Source organism: Sphingopyxis sp. HIX (genome assembly GCF_001468285.1).
GTDB lineage: Bacteria > Pseudomonadota > Alphaproteobacteria > Sphingomonadales > Sphingomonadaceae > Sphingopyxis.
This window is the reverse complement of record NZ_LNSB01000046.1, coordinates 1-17,743: the sequence shown is the minus strand read 5'-3', so window position 1 is coordinate 17,743 and position 17,743 is coordinate 1. Positions and strand designations below refer to the sequence as shown.

Genomic DNA, 17,743 nt, shown 5'->3' with positions numbered 1-17,743 from the left:
CGTCTGCCGGCCCTTTTTCTTTTGGCTGGTTTCGGGCGATTGCGGACATCTTAATCCTCCCTGCGGCGAAGCCGTGGGGAGGGGGACCACCCGCAGGGTGGTGGAGGGGTGCGGGAGGTCATACGCCGAGTTCGGCTGCACGCACCCCTCCACCATGCTTCGCATGGTCCCCCTCCCCATCGCTTCGCGACAGGGAGGATTAAGTACGTCCGCTCTCCACCCCCAAGCTGCCGCCGCGCCTAGCGCTTCTTCGCCGCCAGCGCATCGCGCGCGCCGCGTAGGCCGAGGAACTGTTCCGCCAGCATCCAGTCCTGGCGGGCGAGCTTGGGGTCCGAGAGGCTGATCGCCTTCGCCTGGTCGAGCAGCCCGGCCGCCTTGGTCGCGGCCTCGCCGGTCAGCAGCGGGTAGGATTTGCCCAGCGCATAGACTTCCCAGCCCAGCGGCACGTGGCGGTAGGTGTCGACGTAGGTGTCGCCGCCGGCGCGGATGACGTTGACGTCGTTCGAGATATTCTGGTCGACGGGCGAGAGCTTGTCGATGCCCGCGACATAGGTTTCGGCGATTTCCTTCGCCTCGGCCGGGCCGACCTCTGGCAGGAGCGCGAGCGTCGCCATCGCCGAGACCGAGGGGGCTTCGGTGCGCAGGCTGTTGTCGGGATAGTCGGCCCAATTGACCCCGGGCTTGGGGCGGCGCTTCTTGAGCCATTCGACCGCGCGGGCGCGCGCGGCCTTGGCGCGCGCCTGCAAGGCCGGGTCGGCCTTGAGCGCTGGGTCGATGTCGCGCAGCGCGATGACCGCGAGTGCGGTGATGTAAGTGGCGGCATTGTCGGGGCGGTCGGCGGCGTCCATCGTGCTCGACCACCAGCCCTCGCGGTTCTGTGCGGCGAGCAGCGCGTCGACGACGGGCGCGGGCGGCGCGCGGTCCATCACGCCGTAGGCGGTGAGGGTCCAGGTCGAGACGATGGTGAAGGGCGCGCCCTCGACGATGACGCAGTGGCAGGGGCCGCCGAGGAATTTGGTCACCGCCGCCTCGAAGCGCGCGAGTTCCTCGACGCTGGGCGATTTTTCGACCGCAATGAGCTGCGCGAGCGCCCAGAACACCTTGCCGTTGGTGGTCGTCTCGACGTCGTTGAGAGCGCTGACGAGCGCATTGGCCATCACGGGTTCGGTGGCCTTGACCGTCTTGTCGAAGCTCGCGGCGGTGGCCGCCTGGTCGAAGGAACTGCCGCTGCCCGCGAAATACCAGCCGCCCCCGCCGACCGCGGCGATGGCGAGCGTCGCGGCGGCGCCGAGCGCGAGCGGGGAGAAGCGGCGCTTCTTCGGGCCCGCGGGGCGGATGTCGTCGGCGGTGGGGGCGGCGGTCGTCTTCTTGAGCCGGCGGTCGATCGCGACGAGTACGCGCTGCCAGGCGGGGTGCGCTTCGCTGCCGTCGAAGCCCGACATGTCGAGGACGTTGACGTTGTAGAATTCGGCGGGAAGCGCCTCGGGATCCATTTTTTCGAGCGCGATCGCGACGAGCGAGCCGCGGTCGAGCCCGATGCGGCTTTCGATGCGCACCCAGCGGCGCTGGATCGCGGCGGGGGTCCAGCAGCCGAGGACGACCTTGGCGCCCTTGACCGCGCGGTCGATGACGTCGGGGAATTCGGCGCCGGCGTCGATGCCCTCGGCGTCGAAGAAGACATGGTGGCCGCGCGCGAGGAGCAGGTCGCGCAGCTTCATCGCCTGGTCGGCGTCGACCCGGCTGTAGCTGATAAAAATGTCGTAGGGACGCATCGCCGACGCGTCCGCCCCCTCTGCAGTCATGGCCGTCGCAACCTTCTGTCCCTTTGTGTCGCGATCCTGCGCCAGCGATAGCAGCCCCGCGGCGCATCGCAAGCCGCTTGACGACATCGACGAACCGTTTATTTCTGTCGATGAGTTGAGCGAAAGGAATTCCCCCATGCCGTCGCCGTCTTCCCCTGCATCCCCCACCGTGCCGCCCGTTCCGCCCTCGCCGTGGGGCGAGGCCGAGAAGCGCGAGCGCAGCCCCGGGATGAAGCTCGTCATTGCGGTGCTGATCGCGGTCGCGCTGATGGTGCCGTTGCTGATGGTCTATGGGCTGCTGTGGGATCGCCAGCAGCAGGCCGAGACCGCGCAGCAGTCGATCGGGCAGGGCTGGGGCGGGCAGCAGACGATCGCCGGGCCGGTGATCGTGATCCCGTACCGCGCGACCGAAGAGCAGACGGTGACCGAGAATGGCCGCGACGTGACGCGGACGGTCGAGACGATCCGCAGCCTGTACCTCTCGCCCGAGGCGAACAAGGCCGACGTCGTGATCAAGCCCGAGAAGCGCAAGAAGGCGATTTACGAGACCGTCGTCTATGAAAGCCAGATCGCGGGGAGCGCGAATTTCGTGCTGCCCGCCGATATCGCGCGCTACGGCGTCGCGCGCGAGGCGCTGTTGCTCGACCGCGCCGAGGTGCGGCTGGGGGTCAGCGACGCGCGTGGGCTGGTCGACGGCAACAGCCTGGCGGTGAACGGCGTCGCGGTGCCGCTGAAGCCGGGCAAGGGGCTGCTCTCGACGAATAATTCGGGGGCCTTCGCCTTCGTCGACTGGACCGGCGGCGCGCCGATGAAGGTCGATTACCGGATCGGGGTGCGCGGGCTGGGCGATTTCCGGCTGGTTCCGCGCGGGGTCGATACGCGCTGGACGGTGAAGTCGAGCTGGCCGAACCCCAGCTTCGGCGGCGATTTCCTGCCGGTGAAGCGCGTGATCGGCGGCGACGGCTTCAGCGCGAGCTATGCGATCTCGAACCTGGCGCTGGGGCAGGCGCAACTGCTGACGGGCGACCTCGCGGCGCCGCAGGTGCGCTATGGCGGCGGGCGCGAGGAATATGCGGACGCGATCGTGACCGAAGCGGTCGTGGCCACCGCCGATGGCGGGGCGAGCGAGGTGTCGGGCGGCACCGCGAAAGCGATCGCGATCAGCCTGATCGAGCCCGTCGACCTCTACAGCCAGGTCGACCGCAGCATCAAATATGGCTTCCTGTTCATCGGCTTCACCTTCGTCGCCTTCCTGATGTTCGACGTGATCGGCGGGGCGCGCGTCGCGGCGGCCGAATATCTGCTGACCGGGGTGGCGCTGGTGCTGTTCTTCGTGCTGCTGCTGGCGTTCGCCGAGGTGATCGGCTTCACGCCGGCCTATCTGCTCGCGTCGGCAGGGATCATCGGACTTTTGACCTTCTACAGCGCGGCGGTGCTCAAGAGCTGGAAGCGCGCGCGTTTCCTGGCGGCGATGCTCGTCGGGCTCTATGCGCTGCTGTACGTGCTGCTGAACCTCGAGGCCTATTCGCTGCTGATCGGGTCGGTGCTGATGTTCTTCGCGCTGGCGGGCGTGATGTACATGACGCGGAATATCGATTGGGGCGGGGTCGGGAAGAAGAGCGAGGTGGCGGGGTGAGTAATCCTCCCTGCCGCGTAGCGGGTGGGGAGGGGGACCGCCGCGACGGTGCCCTTGCTCGCGAAGCTGAAGCGCGGTTCGATCGCGAGATTTTCGTCGAGGATATGCGCGGCGACGCGCTTGCCGACCGCGGGGCCGTTCTTGAAGCCGTGGCCCGATCCGCCGCCGACGAGCCAGACGTGCGGCTGGCCGGGGAAGCGGTCGATCAGATAGTCGCCGTTCGAGCTGTTCTCATATTGGCAGACGCGCCCGCCGATCAGCGGCGCGGTCGCGAGGCCAGGGAAGCGGCGGGCGACATAGGCGCGCGCTTCGGCGATGCCCGCGGGGCTGAGCGCGCGATCCTGCGTGTCGGGGTCGACCACCGGGCCATGCACGTCGATCGCGATCTTGAACCCCGCACCCTCGAGGTCGGGGATGCCATAGACGATGCGGCCGTTGTTGAAATCGGCCCAGACCGGGAGGTTCGGCGGCGCGAAGCGCGTATCGCCCTGCGCCGCGCCGAAATGATAGACCTCCTGCCGCGTCGCGACGATCTTGTTCATCAATTGCTGCGGGAAGAGTTCGGCGAGCCAGGGCCCGCAGCAATAGACGAGATGGTCCGCCGTGCCGCCATCGGGGAGCGTGTGGCGCTGGATCTTCTTCGACAGCAAAGGCGCGGGCATGACCACGGGCTCGACCTTGATCTGCGCGTCGGCGATCACCTCCTGCACGCCGCGGCTCGCGATCAGCGCGCCGGTCTCGGTCTCGAGGATGCCGGTCTCGCCCTGGTAGAACTGGATCTGGCGGTACTTGTTCTGGAGCCAGCTCACGTCGCCATGTTCGTGGCCGACGCGGTTCGCCTGGAGCCAGGCGAGCGACTGCTGGGTATAGGTATCGCCCGATGGTGCGAACCAGAGGACGCCGGTGTTGTGGAAGATCGGGGCGCTGGCGGTGTCGGAGAGGGTTTTCCAGAGCCCGAGCGATTCGCGCGCCATCTCCGAATAGATGGTGTCGGCGCCATAGCCCATGCGGATGACGCGGCTCTCGCCGCCCGAGGAGGAGCGGACATGGCCGGCGCCATAGGCGTCGAAGAGGCGCACCGACTTGCCGGCGCGGAGCAGGTGCCAGGCGGTCCAGGCGCCGAAGACGCCGGCGCCGATCACCGCGACGTCGACATGCTGGACGGTGGGCTTGGCGCCCTTGCGCTTCTTCGATTTGCGCTCCTTGCGTTCGGCCGCCGCGGCGGCTGTGGCGACGGGGAGCGCAGCGAGGCCGGCGAGGAGCGTGCGGCGGGGGGTCATGTCGTCGGCCCTCCCGTCGTCCATGCGATCAGCGCGCGGCCGCTGCCGCCGAGCGCGGCGAGGTTGGCGGCGTCGTTCAGGAGCCAGCATTCGCCCGGCTGCCAGGGCTGCCCGTCGATCCGGCCGCTGCCTTCAACCGGGATGAACCAGACGGGGCCGTGGGCGCCGAGATCGGGGAGCGCGGCGAAGTCGTCGCACTGTGCGTCGATCAGCGCGAATTTGGGGCCGCCCACGAGGCGGTCGATGCCGACCGCGACCGGCGTGCGCAGATTGGCGGTGAGATAGGGGCCCGCCTCGGCGCAGGCCATGGCTTCGTCCAAATGGAGCTCGCGCGGGCGGCCGTAATCGTAGAGGCGGTAGGTGATGTCGGCATATTGCTGCACCTCGATCAGCGACAGGCCGCCGCCGATCGCGTGGATCGTGCCGGGCGTGACGTGGAAATGATCGCCGGGGGCGACGGGTTTCCAGTCGATGATATCCTCGATGCTGCCGTCGAGCGCGGCCGCGCGGAGCTGCTCGGGCGATACCCGCTGTTCGAGGCCGAGGCCGATCACCGCGGCGTCGGCGGCGTCGAGGACGAGCCAGGCCTCCTCCTTGCCCTGCCGCGCGCCGATCGCATGGGCTTGCGCGTCGTCGGGGTGGACTTGCACCGACAGCGCTTCGGAGGTGAAGAGATATTTGACGAGCAGCGCGGGCTCCGGCGAGCCCGCGGGAAGCTCGAACCAGATCTCGCCGATCCTTTCGCCGCCCGCGTCAAAGAGCGGCCCGATGTCGTCGCGGCCCCAGGGCTTGGCGACGCGGCGCGGGATCAGGCGGGTGGCGCTCACCGGGTCAGCCGCCCTTCTTGTAATAGCGATAGCCGCCGATCCAGGTTTCGAGCGGCACCATGCGGCGGATCTCGTCGGGCCCTGCGAGCATCGGGTCGCTCTCGACGATCAGGAAGTCGGCGCGCATGCCGGGCATCAGCGTGCCGATGCGGTCCTCGGCGAAACCGGCGAAGGCGGCGGTGCGCGTGAAGCCGTCGAGCGCGGTCTCGCGGTTCACCGCTTCCTCGGGGCGCCAGCCGCCGAAGGGCTGGCCCGCGGCGTCGGTGCGCGAGATGGCGGCGGCGATCCCGGCGAAGGGGTTGGCGCTCTCGACCGGGACGTCGGAGCCGAAGGCGAGGCGCGCGCCCGCGGCCGAGAGGCTGCGCCAGGCATAAGCGCCCTTCAGCCGCTCGGCGCCGAGGCGCGCTTCGGCCATCAGCCGGTCCGACGGCTGGTGGATCGGCTGCATCGAGGCGATGACCTTGTTCTGCCCGAAGCGCGGGATGTCGGCGGGGTCGATGACCTGTGCATGTTCGATGCGCCAGCGGCGCTCGCCAGGGAGATCGCGGCCGAGGTCCTCGATCGCCGACAGCGCCTCGGCATTGGCGGCGTCGCCGATCGCGTGGATTGCGACCTGGAACTTGTCCATCGAGGCGCGGACCATCTTGTTGCGGAGCTGCGCGGGGGTGAGGAGGGGGAGGCCCTTCTGGCCGGGCGCGTCGGCGTAGGGCGCCTTGAGCCAGGCGCCGCGCGAGCCCAGGGCGCCGTCGAGATAGAGCTTCACCCCGACCATGCGGAGGCGGTCGTCGTAGAGCCAGGGGGTCGGCTCGCCGCCCGCGATCAGCGCCATATTGTCGATGTCGCCGCCGTAGCTGATGATCCGCACCGCGAGCTGTTTCTTGTCGCCGGCGCGGCGATAGGCCTGCCACTCCTCGATCGTCGTGCCCATGTCGGCGATCGTCGTGATGCCCTGTGCGAGCAATTTCTGCTGCGCCAGATAGAGCGCGCGATCGACGTCGCGCGCGAGCGGCTTCGGCTTGGCCTTGTCGACGAGGCTCATCGCGGCGTCGACGAAGACACCGCTCGGCTTGCCGCCCGCCATTTCGATACGGCCGCCTTCGGGCGACTTGCTGGCCGCGGTGACTTTGGCCGCAGTCATCGCCGCCGTGTTGGCCCAGCCGGCGTGGCCGTCGACGCGTTCGAGCCACACCGCGCGGTCGGGAACCACGGCGTCGAGGTCGGCGGCGGTCGGGAAACGGCCGAGGCCCCATTTTTCCTGGTTCCAGCCGCGCCCGATGATCCACGCCATTTCGGGATTTTCGGCGGCATATTTGCGGATCGCAGCCTGCGCCTCCTCGAGCGAATTGGTGTCGCTGAGATCGAGCAGCATCAGCGAGAAGCCGAGCCCCATGACATGGCCGTGCGCATCGATGAGGCCGGGGATGAGGGTGCGGCCCTTGCCGTCTTCCTTGAAGTCGGGGCGTTCGGGGCGCTTGTCCTTGCGGTCGAGCAATTGCTTGACCTTGCCGTCGCTGCCGATGAGGAGGCCGGTGAAGCGGACGAGCTTGCCGTCGGCATCGAGCGTGATGCCGTTGACATTGTCGACGAGCGTGTCGGCGTGCGCGGGGGCGGCGATGGCGAGCGCGGCGATGGCTAACAGCCCCCTCCCGTAAACGGGAGGGGCAGCGAGACTTGCGAGCTTGCTCGCTAGTCGCAGCGGGGTGGGCAGCATGGCGCGGGCGGCGGATGCCCACCCCGCTGCAACTAGGCCCGGCTGCGCCGGACCAAGTTTCGCTGCCCCTCCCGATTTCGGGAGGGGATGGGTTTTGCGCGCGCTCACTTCGGCAGCCTCGTCACGAGCGAGCTGGTGTCGCGGCGGCCGTTGCCGAGTTTCTGCACGTCGGCATAATATTGGTCGACCATGGCCGCCAATGGCAGCGTCGCGCCGTTGACGCGCGCTTCGTCGATCGCGAGGCCGAGGTCCTTGCGCATCCAGTCGACCGCGAAGCCGAAGTCGAATTCGTCCTTCGCCATCGTGCCCCAGCGGTTGAGCATCTGCCAGCTTGCCGCGGCGCCGCCCGAGACGGCTTCGAACACCTTGTCGGTGTCGAGTTTCGACGCCTGGGCGAAGCGCAGCGCTTCGGAGAGGCCCTGGAGCACGCCGGCGATCGCGATCTGGTTGACCATCTTGGTCGTCTGCCCCGCGCCGGGGCCGCCGATATGGACCATGCGCGCGGCATAGGCCTGCATGATCGGCGCGGCCGCCTCGAACGCCGCCTTGCGCCCGCCGCACATGATCGAGAGCGTGCCGTTCTGTGCGCCGGCCTCGCCGCCCGAGACGGGGGCGTCGACGACGAGCAGCCCGGGCTCCTCGGCCTCGACCGACAGCTGGCGTGCGATGCGCGCGGAGACGGTGGTGTGGTCGATGAACAAGGCGCCGCGCTTCATCGCGCGAAAGGCGCCGTCGCGGCCGAGCGTGACCTGCGCGAGGTCGTCGTCGTTGCCGACGCAGGTGATCACGACATCGGCGCCGTCGGCGGCCTCGGCGGGGGTCGCGACCGCGCGCCCGCCGTGTTGGCCGACCCAGGTGTCGGACTTGGCGCGGGTGCGGTTGTAGACGGTGAGGTCGTGCCCTGCCTTGGCGAGATGGCCGGCCATCGGTCCGCCCATGACGCCGATGCCGAGGAAGCTGATGCGCAATTTCTGTTCGCTCATATCGGGTCCATAGCATTGTTTGCTTCATGCGCCAGATGGGCTAGGGCGCCGAACATCATGACCGATCAACTCATCCTGACCCCCGCCGCCGAGCTTCCGGCGATCACATTGGACGATGTGCGCGCGGCGGCGGGGCGAATTGAGGGCGCGGTCGTGCGGACGCCGACGCTGCATTCGCAGACGCTGTCGGAGCTGGTCGGTGCCGAGGTGTGGCTGAAGTTCGAGAACCTCCAGTTCACCGCGGCCTACAAGGAGCGCGGGGCGCTCAACGCGCTGCTGCTGCTCGACGACGAGGCGAAGGCGCGCGGCGCCATCGCGGCGTCGGCGGGCAATCATGCGCAGGGGCTGGCCTATCATGGCAAGCGCCTCGGCGTGCCCGTCACCATCGTGATGCCGAGCACGACGCCGCAGGTGAAGGTGTCGCAGACGGCGAGCCACGGCGCGACGATCGTGCTGCACGGCGAGACCTTCGACGATGCCTATGCGCATGCGCGCGTGCTGGAAGTCGAGCGCTCCCTGACCTTCGTCCATCCCTTCGACCATCCGCACGTCGCGGCGGGGCAGGGGACGGTGGCGCTCGAGATGCTCGAGGACGTGCCCGAGCTCGATACGCTGATCGTGCCGATCGGCGGCGGCGGGCTGCTCGCGGGCATGGGCACCGCGGCGCGCGGGATCAAGAACGACATGCGCCTCGTGGGCGTGCAGGCCGAGCTTTATCCGTCGATGTACGCCGAACTCAACGGCGTCGACATGGCGTGCGAGGGCGACACGCTGGCCGAGGGCATCGCGGTGAAGGAGCCGGGGTCTTACACCCGCAAGCTCGTCGCCGAGCTCAACGACGATATCGTGCTGGTCGCCGAGCGGCACCTTGAGCGCGCGGTGAGCCTGCTGCTGCAGATCGAGAAGACCGTGGTCGAGGGCGCGGGCGCCGCGGGGCTCGCGGCGATGCTCGCGCATCCCGAGGAGTTCAAGGGGCGTAAGGTCGGCCTGGTGCTGACCGGCGGCAATATCGACACGCGGCTGCTGGCGAATGTGCTGCTGCGCGACCTCGCGCGCTCGGGCCGCATCGCGCGGCTGCGCATACGGCTGCAGGACCGGCCGGGCGCCTTGTTCAAGGTGATGAAGCTGTTCGACGAGAAGCAGGTCAACATCATCGAAATCTATCACCAGCGGATCTTCACGACCTTGCCGGCGAAGGGGCTGATCACCGACATCGAGTGCGAGGCGCGCGACCGCGAGCATCTCGACAGCCTCGTCGCGGCGCTGCGCGAGGCGGGGTATATGGTGACCACCGTCGAGCTGGCCTGATTTTTCCCCTCCCGCAAGCGGGAGGGGCGGCGAGGCTTGGCAGCTTGCTGCCTAGCCGCAGCGGGGTGGGCCAGCCACGCCGCGATTCTGCCCACCCCGTTGCGACTAGCGAACAAGTTCGCAAGTCTCACTGCCCCTCCCGCTTGCGGGAGGGGATTGCTATGGTGCCGCGATGAAAGAATTCACCCTTCAACTGACCGCCACCCCCGAGAGCATCGACGAACTCGGCCATGTCAACAATGCGGTGTGGGTGCAGTGGATCCAGCAGGTCGCGACGGGGCATTGGGACGCCGCGGCGCCGCAGGCGCATAAGGATGCGTATGTCTGGGTCGTGGTGCGGCACGAGATCGATTATCTGCGCGCGCTCGGTCCCGGCGAGACGGTGACCGCGCGGACGTGGGTCGCCGACAAGCCGCAGGGCGCGAAGTTCGACCGGTTCATGGAATTCACCGGCGCCGACGGGCGCGTGCATGTGCGGGCGCGGACGGTGTGGGCGCTGCTCGACAAGGCGAGCGGGCGGCCGCTGCGCGTGACGGCCGAGGTGGTGGCGCCGTTTGCGGGTCCGGCGTGACGGGCGGCTGGCGCGCGATGCGCGCGGACGACCTGCTCGCGGTCGTCGCGATTGCCGATGCGGTGCATGGCGAGTTTACCGAGCCGCGCGCGGTCTATGCCGAGCGGCTGGCGCTCTATCCCGAGGGTTGCCGGGTGTTCGAGGTCGATGGCGCAGTGGTTGGTCTGCTGGTGACGCATCCTTGGCATGATGGGCCGGTGCCGAAGATCGGGGCGCTGCTGGGCGCGCTGCCGGAGGCGGCCAACATCTATTATTTCCATGACATCGCTTTGCTGCCGGCCGCTCGCGGGACCGGAGCCGGGGCTGCCGCGACGGCTTTCGTGCTGGCGCAGGCGAGGGCGGCGGGGTACCGCGAGGTCCGGCTGGTCGCGGTGAACGGGGCCGACAGCTATTGGGCGGCGCAGGGGTTCGACTATGCCGCGCCGGGGAGCGAGGGGCCTTATGGGGCGGGCTCGTTTCTGATGCGGCGCGCGGTATGAGCCTGGTCATCCGGCCGGCGGCGGCGGGCGATCGCGCCGCGATCTGGGCGATCATCGGGCCGGTGATCGGTGCGGGCGAGACCTATACGCTCGATCGCGGCATGGGCGAGGATGCGGCGCTGGCTTACTGGTTCGGGGCGGACAAGGCGGTGTTCGTCGCCGAGGAGGACGGGGTCGTCCTCGGCACCTATTATCTGCGCGCCAATCAGGCGGGCGGCGGGGCGCATGTCGCGAACTGCGGCTATATGACCGGCGCCGCGGCGACGGGGCGCGGGGTGGCGCGGGCGATGGCGCTGCACAGTTTCGACGCGGCGAAGGCGCGCGGTTTTCGCGCGATGCAGTTCAACTTCGTGGTGGCGAGCAACGACCGCGCGGTGCGGCTGTGGCAGTCGCTGGAGTTCGCGGTCGTCGCGCGGTTGCCGGATGCGTTCGAGCATCCGGCGCTCGGCTTCGTCGATGCGCTGGTGATGTTCCGGGCGCTGTAGCCCGGCGCGTCAGAAGCCGAAGTCGGCGCCCGTCAGCGTGCCGAGGTCGATGTTCTGCAGCACGAGGAAGCGGCCGGTGCTATATTCGATCACCGTGTCCGCACCCTGCTGGGATATGTGCGACTGGAGCGATGCATAGTTCGCATATCCGCCGATCTGGACCTTGTCGATACCGCGCTCGAAATCGAGGATATGGTCGATATTCGCGCCATAGCTGTTGACGATGAAGCGGTCGGCCCCGGCGCCGCCGACCATGATGTCGTTGCCGTCCATGCCGTCGATGATGTCGTTGCCCGCGCCGCCGACGATGACGTCGTTGCCGCCATAGCCGTAGAGCGTGTCGTTGCCGTCCTCGCCATAGATGCCGTTGGCGGCGTTGTTGCCGTGGATCTGGTCGTTGCCGCGGCCGCCGAGGAGCGCGACGCCGATGCTGTGGTCGTTGTTCCAGCGCGCGTCGATCAGATTGTCGAGCTCGTTGCCGACGCCGAAGGTCGTCTTGCCTTCGACGTAGAGATTTTCGGTGTTGGCGTAGAGATAATAGCCGGCCCCGTTGATGTTGGCGTAGACCGAATCGGTGCCGCCGTTCGCGGCCTCGAAGGTCAGGTCGTCGGGGGTGTCGACGAAATAGCGGTCGTCGCCGGCGCCACCGTCCATCAGGTCGTAGTCGCCCTTGCCGCTCTGTCCGACGAGCGTGTCGTTGCCCGCGCCGCCGACGAGGATGTCGGTCGCGAAGTCGTTGCCGTCGATCAGCGTGTCGTCGCCGTCCTCGCCGTAGAGCGCATCGGCGCCATCGCCGCCCGACAATATGTCATTGCCGATGCCGCCCGCGATATAGTCGATCCCCGCACCGCCATTGAGGCTGTCGTTGCCGCTCTCGCCGAAGATGGTGTCGTTGCCGCCCTCGCCCAGAATATTGTCGTCGCCGCCGCCGCCGAGCAGCAGCTCGTTGCCCGCGCCCGCCCAGATATAATTGTTCAGCGCGTTGCCGACGATGAAGGTGACGCCCGCCTGTCCGGCCTGGACCCAGATGTCCTCGACATAGGCGTGCGCGTACCAGCCGCCGCCGTTGATGCGGACCAGCGCCAGATCGTGGCCCTCGCCGGCATTTTCGAAGACGATGTCGCCGGGGTCGTCGATGCCATAGGTGTCGTCGCCGGTCCCGCCGTAAAGCGCGTCGGCCGAGGAAGGGTCGGTGGCATAATAGGAGAGGTCGAGCCGGTCGTTGCCCGTGCCGCCGACGAGCACGTCGATGCCGAGCCCGCCGCTGATCAGGTCGTCGCCGGCCTCGCCGAAGACGATGTCGTTGCCGCGTCCGGTGATCACCGAGTCGTTGCCCGCGCCCGCGAGCACGGTCAAATTGCCCGTCGGGCTGATCACCCCGCCGATCTCGCCTTCGGTCTGGATGCCGTTGTCGAGGTCGTTGCCGACGATCGTCGCCGAAATGCGCACCCCGTCGACGAGGCGCGTGCCGAGCACGCCGTCGAGCTGTTCGACGTTGGGCGGCATATAGAAGATGGTGCCGCTGCCCGGGGTGTCGCGATACATCAGGATGATGCGGTCGGTGCCTTCGCCGGGGTTTTCGAAGATCCGGTTCTGGTCGGAAAAGCGGACGTAATAGATGTCGTCGCCGGTGCCGCCGTACATATGGGTGGTGCGCGCGCCGGTGCCGCCGGTCGGGCCCGTCGTCTCGGCGATCAGTATGTCGTTGCCGGCGCCGCCGTAGAGATAGTTCACATAGCGCCCGTCGGCAGGCAGGCCGACGCTGGCGAAATCATAATCGGCGGGCAGTTCGAGGCTGCCCTCGAGATAATCGTTGCCGTCGCCGCCGTAGAGGATGTCGTTACCGAGCTCGGCGAACAGCCGGTCGTTGCCGCCCTCGCCGTAGAGGGTGTCGTCGCCTAGGCCGCCGTAGACATCGTCGTTGCCGTCGCCGGCGCGGACGATGTCCTTGCCGGGGCCGGTCGCGATTTCCTCGTCCTCGACCGAGCCGGTGATGGTGTCCGGCCCGTCGGTGCCGAGAATCTGTTTTTTCGATAGGATCACGACAAGGCCCCCGCTGGTTTTCGTGCCCCGAGGCTAGGTGCGGGTCTAAACCCCAGCAATCCCAATGTTTTTTAGGGGATGGCGGCGACGCGTTCGCGGAGCGGGCGCGCGTCGAGCGCCTTCAGCGTCTTCAGCAGGACGGCGTGGGTATCGCCGGTCTCTTCGAAGAGCCGTTCGTACACGGCGGAGATCCCCGCGGTATAGGTGTCGAGCAGCGCCATCTGCGCGGCGCCTTCGTCGGTCAGGCGGAACAGCTTGCGGCGCGCGTCGACGGGGTCGGCGTGCTGGGTGATGAGCCCGAGGCGGAGCAGCGCGGGGCATTTCTGGACGACGAGCTGGTGCGACTGGCCGAGCGTGCGCGCGAGTTCGGCGGCCGAGGCCTCGCCCGCGTGGCGCAGCGCGGTGAGCAGCGAGCAGGAGCGGACCGGGATGACGATGCCCGCATCGGCGAACAGGTCGCGCGTCTGCTCCTCGATGCGCGTGCTCAGCGCCTCGGCGAGGCGGCCGAGGAAGGAGATGTCGTCGAGGTCAGGGGAGGCGGGCATAGTCGATCGTCGTTCCGTCGCGGTTGATACGGGTGAGGCCGACGATCTTGCCGCCTTTGCGGACGATGCGGAAGCGGAAGTCGCGCACGCCTTCGATGGCGAACAGGTCGCCGCCGAGCGGTTCGAGCGCCAGGCGGAGGCGCTCGCGCCAGGTGTAGAGCAATTTGCCCTGCGCGAGATCGATGCGGCGGCCTTCGTAGCGGCCGGCGATGGCCTCGAGCGCGGCGGGGGTAAGCGCGGCGCGCGGCGCGAGCGTCGGGGCGAACCAGTCGGCGTCGGCCTGCTTCGCGGGGTCGGCTTGGGCGAGGTCGGCGAGCGCGAGGCGGTGCGCGGTCGCGAGCGCGTCGGCCGAGGGAACGAGATGGTCGGGGGTCACGCCCTGCCCTTCGAAATCGCCGCGGTCGACGGGGTCGCGGATCTGGCCGATCGGGACCTGGAGGAAGAAGTCGGTGCCGACGGGCTTGCGGTCGACCGGATGTGCGCCGCCCGCGGTGCGTTCGCCGACCAAGGTCGCGCGGCCGAGCTTCTTGAGCGTGTAGGCGAACCATTCGGCGGCGGAGAAGCTGGTCGAGCCGGTGAGGACATAGACGGGCTTGCCGGTCAGGCGTTTCGCGGGGAGCGCGGGGAGGACCCATTGGCCGCGTTCGACGCGGCGGCCGTCGAGGGTGTAGTCGTAGTCGAACAGCTCCTGGTCCCTGTCGCCGGGGAAGAGCTGGCTCGCGAGAAGCTGCGCCATTTCGAGGTGCCCGCCATTGTTGTAGCGCAGGTCGTAGATCACGGCGTCGCCATTCTCGATAAAGCGCATCGCGGCGGCGGCCGCGTCGTAGCCGAACTCGGGGTTGGCGAAATAGGCGAGGTCGACATAGGCGATATGGCCGTCGAGGTAGCGCAGCCCCGCGAAGCCGAAATTGCTGCGCGCCTCGCCCTGCCGTTCCTGCTCGCGCAGCGCGGCGGCGCGGGCGGGATCCTGTTTTGCGGCATAGTCCGCGACCCATTCGGGATCGACGCCGACCGAAAAATGCAGATCGTTGCTCGCGGCGATGAGGTCGTCGGTGAGCTCGCGCGCGAGGGTGGGGCGGTCGGGCGCCGCGTCATAATCGCCGGCGTCGAGGTGGCCGCGCAGCGTCGCGGCGATGGTCTTCGCCTTGTCGGGAAAGACATAGTTCGCCTCGAGCGCCTGGCCGAGCCGTTCGACGACGGCGCGCTTGTCGGCGGGGGTGAGCGGGGTCTCGCTCGCGGCGGCGGGGGATGCCAGCCAGGCGAGAGCGGTGGTGAGCAGGAGGGGCCAACGCGTCATGGGGAGAGCTCCGAATCGATCTATACAATATATTGCGCAATATATTGTATATCAGCGCGAGGCAAGCGCGCGGAACGATCTTCATCGCGGGCGGGTTGTCGAGGGGCGGCAGGCGGGGCGCGAGACGAGGAGCGAAACGCATGGAAACGCAATTGCTGCACCGCGGCAGGCTGATCGACCATATCCAGCTGGTGGTCGCCGACCTGAAGGCGAGCCGCACCTTTTACGAGGCGATCTTCGACGTGCTGAAGATGCCGATCGGCGGTGAGGCCGAGGATTATTTCTGGGTCGACGAGCTGTTCGTGTCGTCGAAGGACAGCCAGGCCGCGACGGGCGAGCTGACCGGGCGGCACCATCTGGCGTTTCAGGCGGCCGACCGCGCGATGGTCGACGCCTTTCACAAGGCGGGGCTCGCCGCGGGCGGCACCGACCATGGCGCGCCGGGCGAGCGGCCCTATCATCCCGGCTATTATGCCGCCTTCCTGCTCGACCCCGACGGCAATAATATCGAGGCGGTCTATCACGGCGCGCACGAGCGGAGCGCGCCGTCGGTCGAGATCAGATTTTAGGCCGCGGCGCCTAGAGCGTGATCATCTTTGAGTGACAAAGCCCTTGCTCCCGCGAAGGCGGGAACCCATCTCCTGCCGCTGCCAGATGGAGCCGGTCGGAGATGGGTCCCCGCCTTCGCGGGGACGCAGCTGCACTTCAAAAGTCGATCGCGTTTCAATCGGCGGCGGGGCGTGTCCAGCCTTTCCGGTATTTTTCGAACCAGGCGAGGATCGCCGAAGCCTTGGCCGCCGATTGCGACGGGCGCGCGGCGATGCCGCCGTGGCTGGCGCCGGGGACCTTGATCAGCGCGGTCGGCACGCCGCGCAGGCGCAGCGCGGTATAATATTGCTCGGACTCGCTGACCGGGGTGCGGTAGTCTTCGGCGCCGACGATCACCATCGTCGGGGTCTCGACATTGCCTACGAGCGACAGCGGCGAGCGCGCCCAGAAGAGCTCGGGTTTCTCCCACGGCATCGCGCCGAGCCAGTAGCGGCCGAAGAAGGCGGGGCCGTCGGCGGTGAGCGCCTGCGTCGTCCAGTTGATCACCGGTTTCTGGGTGACGGCGGCCTTGAAGCGATTGGTCTTGCCGACGATCCAGCTGGTGAGCACGCCGCCGCCCGAGCCGCCGGTGACGAAGAGCGCGTCGGGATCGGCGATGCCGAGCGCGATGGCGCGGTCGACGATGGAGATCAGGTCGAAATAATCGTTGCCCGGATAGGCCTTGTCGATCTCGTTCGCGAAGCCGGCGCCATAGCTGGTCGAGCCGCGCGGGTTGGGCGAGAGCACGGCATAGCCCGCGGCGGCGTAGAGCTGGTTGTCGGTCGAGAAATGCGGGCCGTAGGCCGCGAAGGGCCCGCCGTGGATTTCGAGGATCAGCGGCACCTTGGTGCCCTCGACATAGCCGGGGGGCAGGGTCAGCCAGCCCTCGATCTCCTTGCCGTCGTGGCTGGAGCCGACGCTGATCTTGCGGACCTCGCCGAAGGATTTCACGTCGCGCAGGCTGCGGTTGAGGTCGGTGAGCATGCGCGTCTTGCCGCCGCTCATGAGCTGGACCTCGGCGGGGCGGGTGGCACTGCCGCCGGTGAAGGCGACCGCGCCGGCGTTGGAGACGCTGAAGCTGCCGCCGGTATAGGGCCGGTCGAGCCCGCCGCCCGACAGGCCCGTCGCGACGGTGCGGATCGCGCCGTCGAGGCCGATACGCGCGACTTTGGTTTCGCCATGGTCGTCATATTGCGCGTAGAGCGCCTTGCCGCCCTCGGCCCAGAGGATCGCGTCGATGCCATAGTCCCAATTGGTTGTCAGGCTGCGCTTGCCCGAACCATCGGGGTTCATCACGTAGAGCTGGCTGTTCTCATAGGCCCGGAGAGTGTCGTCGAAGCCGAGCCAGGCGATGGTGCGGCCGTCGGGCGAGACGAGCGGGTTCGCGTCGGGGCCGTTGCGGTCGGTGAGCTGGCGCACGCCGCCGCTGGCGACGTCGAGCGCGTAGAGCTCGCCCTCGACGGGGTCATTCTCCCAGTCGGGCTTGCGGTTGGCGCCGAAATAGAGCGTGCGGCCGTCGCGCGACCAGCTGAGCGGTCCGCCGTCGTGATAGGGGCCGAAGGTCAGCTGGCGCGGCGACCCGCCGGTCGCGGGGACGACGAAGATCTTCTCGAAGCCCGGCTCGATCGTGCCTTCGCCGTCGCTGCGCCAGGCGAGGAGGTCGTGGACCTCGAGCGGTTCGGCCCATTTGGCGCCCTCGGGCTTGTTTGCCGGTGCCTTGCCGAATTTGGGGCCGTCGTCCTTGACGAGCATGGTGTAGGCGATCGACCGGCCGTCGGGCGACCAGGCGAGGCTCGACGGGCTGGTCGGCAGGCCGGTGAGCCGCACCGCCTCGCCCCCCGCGAGCCAATGCACCCAGAGCTGCGCGCTGCCGCCCTCGGTCGAGGCGAAGGCGAGGCGCTTGCCGTCGGGCGACCAGCGCGGCGAAAAGGCGCCGCCGCTGCGGCCCGCGAGCGGGGTTTCTTCGCCGGTCGCGGTGTCGATCAGCCAGATCGAGCTCAGCGCGCGATCGCTCATGATGTCGTTCGACCGGCGGACATAGGCGATGTGGCGGCCGTCGGGGCTGATCTGCGGGTCGGCGGCGATCGACAGGTCGAAGAGGTCGGCGCCGGTGAAGCGCCGCTCGGGCGCGGTGCGCGCGCTGCCGACCGCCGAGGCCGAGGTCGGCGCGGCGGGGGTTGTGGAGGCT

15 protein-coding genes are annotated in these 17,743 nt (G+C 68.5%); 6 read left to right on the top strand and 9 right to left on the bottom strand.

What is annotated here, in order from left to right:
- Nucleotides 1-239 precede the first annotated feature (239 nt).
- On the bottom strand, nt 240-1,802 hold the full coding sequence (locus tag ATE62_RS18680) for a toll/interleukin-1 receptor domain-containing protein (protein ID WP_197411787.1): 1,563 nt from the start codon (nt 1,800-1,802) through the stop codon (nt 240-242).
- A gap of 136 nt (nt 1,803-1,938) precedes the next feature.
- On the opposite strand from ATE62_RS18680, the gene creD reads away from it, so the two are divergent.
- On the top strand, nt 1,939-3,438 hold the full coding sequence (creD, locus tag ATE62_RS18675; protein ID WP_082662893.1) for a cell envelope integrity protein CreD: 1,500 nt from the start codon (nt 1,939-1,941) through the stop codon (nt 3,436-3,438).
- Here the strand turns inward: creD and ATE62_RS23005 are convergent.
- From ATE62_RS23005 to ATE62_RS18660, 4 genes are all read right to left on the bottom strand, one after another.
- Complete coding sequence (locus ATE62_RS23005) at nt 3,324-4,718, bottom strand: FAD-dependent oxidoreductase (protein WP_197412023.1); 1,395 nt, start codon at nt 4,716-4,718, stop codon at nt 3,324-3,326. The genes creD and ATE62_RS23005 overlap by 115 nt on opposite strands.
- Nucleotides 4,715-5,545 (bottom strand): class I mannose-6-phosphate isomerase, encoded by an 831-nt coding sequence (locus tag ATE62_RS18670; RefSeq protein ID WP_058810602.1) that lies wholly within the window; start codon nt 5,543-5,545, stop codon nt 4,715-4,717. Before ATE62_RS18670 ends, ATE62_RS23005 begins: the two co-directional genes overlap by 4 nt.
- Before the next feature lie 4 nt (nt 5,546-5,549).
- Nucleotides 5,550-7,256 (bottom strand): amidohydrolase, encoded by a 1,707-nt coding sequence (locus tag ATE62_RS18665; RefSeq protein ID WP_082662891.1) that lies wholly within the window; start codon nt 7,254-7,256, stop codon nt 5,550-5,552.
- A gap of 104 nt (nt 7,257-7,360) precedes the next feature.
- A complete protein-coding gene (locus tag ATE62_RS18660) occupies nt 7,361-8,239 on the bottom strand; it encodes an NAD(P)-dependent oxidoreductase (RefSeq protein WP_058810601.1) in 879 nt (292 codons plus the stop codon).
- A gap of 57 nt (nt 8,240-8,296) precedes the next feature.
- Here ATE62_RS18660 and ATE62_RS18655 point away from each other — a divergent pair, with 57 nt between their 5' ends.
- From ATE62_RS18655 to ATE62_RS18640, 4 genes are all read left to right on the top strand, one after another.
- On the top strand, nt 8,297-9,547 hold the full coding sequence (locus tag ATE62_RS18655) for a threonine ammonia-lyase (protein WP_058810600.1): 1,251 nt from the start codon (nt 8,297-8,299) through the stop codon (nt 9,545-9,547).
- Nucleotides 9,548-9,719: 172 nt separating this feature from the next.
- The gene (locus ATE62_RS18650) at nt 9,720-10,118 is read left to right on the top strand and encodes an acyl-CoA thioesterase (protein WP_058810599.1); all 399 of its coding nucleotides are present in this window, start codon (nt 9,720-9,722) and stop codon (nt 10,116-10,118) included.
- Nucleotides 10,115-10,597: a GNAT family N-acetyltransferase gene (locus tag ATE62_RS18645; RefSeq protein ID WP_058810598.1), complete on the top strand. Its 483-nt coding sequence runs from the start codon at nt 10,115-10,117 to the stop codon at nt 10,595-10,597. Before ATE62_RS18650 ends, ATE62_RS18645 begins: the two co-directional genes overlap by 4 nt.
- On the top strand, nt 10,594-11,082 hold the full coding sequence (locus ATE62_RS18640) for a GNAT family N-acetyltransferase (RefSeq protein ID WP_197411782.1): 489 nt from the start codon (nt 10,594-10,596) through the stop codon (nt 11,080-11,082). Before ATE62_RS18645 ends, ATE62_RS18640 begins: the two co-directional genes overlap by 4 nt.
- A 9-nt stretch (nt 11,083-11,091) precedes the next feature.
- On the opposite strand, the gene ATE62_RS18635 is transcribed toward ATE62_RS18640, so the two are convergent.
- The 3 genes from ATE62_RS18635 to ATE62_RS18625 all read right to left on the bottom strand — a co-directional run bounded on the left by ATE62_RS18635 (nt 11,092) and on the right by ATE62_RS18625 (nt 14,967).
- Nucleotides 11,092-13,125 carry a calcium-binding protein gene (locus ATE62_RS18635; protein ID WP_058818583.1) on the bottom strand — a complete coding sequence of 678 codons (2,034 nt, stop codon included), beginning with the start codon at nt 13,123-13,125 and terminating at the stop codon, nt 11,092-11,094.
- A gap of 71 nt (nt 13,126-13,196) precedes the next feature.
- The gene (locus tag ATE62_RS18630; protein ID WP_058810633.1) at nt 13,197-13,670 is read right to left on the bottom strand and encodes a MarR family winged helix-turn-helix transcriptional regulator; all 474 of its coding nucleotides are present in this window, start codon (nt 13,668-13,670) and stop codon (nt 13,197-13,199) included.
- Complete coding sequence (locus tag ATE62_RS18625) at nt 13,654-14,967, bottom strand: S41 family peptidase (RefSeq protein ID WP_058810634.1); 1,314 nt, start codon at nt 14,965-14,967, stop codon at nt 13,654-13,656. The genes ATE62_RS18630 and ATE62_RS18625 overlap by 17 nt, the downstream gene beginning before the upstream one ends.
- 140 nt (nt 14,968-15,107) lie before the next feature.
- Here ATE62_RS18625 and ATE62_RS18620 point away from each other — a divergent pair, with 140 nt between their 5' ends.
- Entirely contained in the window at nt 15,108-15,536 is a 429-nt protein-coding gene (locus ATE62_RS18620; protein WP_058810635.1) for a VOC family protein, read from the top strand.
- A 154-nt stretch (nt 15,537-15,690) separates the two neighbouring features.
- On the opposite strand, the gene ATE62_RS18615 is transcribed toward ATE62_RS18620, so the two are convergent.
- Nucleotides 15,691-17,743 (bottom strand): S9 family peptidase (locus ATE62_RS18615; protein ID WP_058818582.1); only part of this gene is annotated, 2,053 nt, incomplete at its 5' end.

Bases quoted from the DNA above. Each gene is read 5' to 3' on its own strand.
- ATE62_RS18680 (WP_197411787.1), bottom strand. From the start codon at position 1,802: ATGACTGCAGAGGGGGCGGACGCGTCGGCGATGCGTCCCTACGACATT.
- creD (WP_082662893.1), top strand. From the start codon at position 1,939: ATGCCGTCGCCGTCTTCCCCTGCATCCCCCACCGTGCCGCCCGTTCCG.
- ATE62_RS23005 (WP_197412023.1), bottom strand. From the start codon at position 4,718: ATGACCCCCCGCCGCACGCTCCTCGCCGGCCTCGCTGCGCTCCCCGTC.
- ATE62_RS18665 (WP_082662891.1), bottom strand. From the start codon at position 7,256: ATGCTGCCCACCCCGCTGCGACTAGCGAGCAAGCTCGCAAGTCTCGCT.
- ATE62_RS18660 (WP_058810601.1), bottom strand. From the start codon at position 8,239: ATGAGCGAACAGAAATTGCGCATCAGCTTCCTCGGCATCGGCGTCATG.
- ATE62_RS18655 (WP_058810600.1), top strand. From the start codon at position 8,297: ATGACCGATCAACTCATCCTGACCCCCGCCGCCGAGCTTCCGGCGATC.
- ATE62_RS18650 (WP_058810599.1), top strand. From the start codon at position 9,720: ATGAAAGAATTCACCCTTCAACTGACCGCCACCCCCGAGAGCATCGAC.
- ATE62_RS18640 (WP_197411782.1), top strand. From the start codon at position 10,594: ATGAGCCTGGTCATCCGGCCGGCGGCGGCGGGCGATCGCGCCGCGATC.
- ATE62_RS18630 (WP_058810633.1), bottom strand. From the start codon at position 13,670: ATGCCCGCCTCCCCTGACCTCGACGACATCTCCTTCCTCGGCCGCCTC.
- ATE62_RS18625 (WP_058810634.1), bottom strand. From the start codon at position 14,967: ATGACGCGTTGGCCCCTCCTGCTCACCACCGCTCTCGCCTGGCTGGCA.
- ATE62_RS18620 (WP_058810635.1), top strand. From the start codon at position 15,108: ATGGAAACGCAATTGCTGCACCGCGGCAGGCTGATCGACCATATCCAG.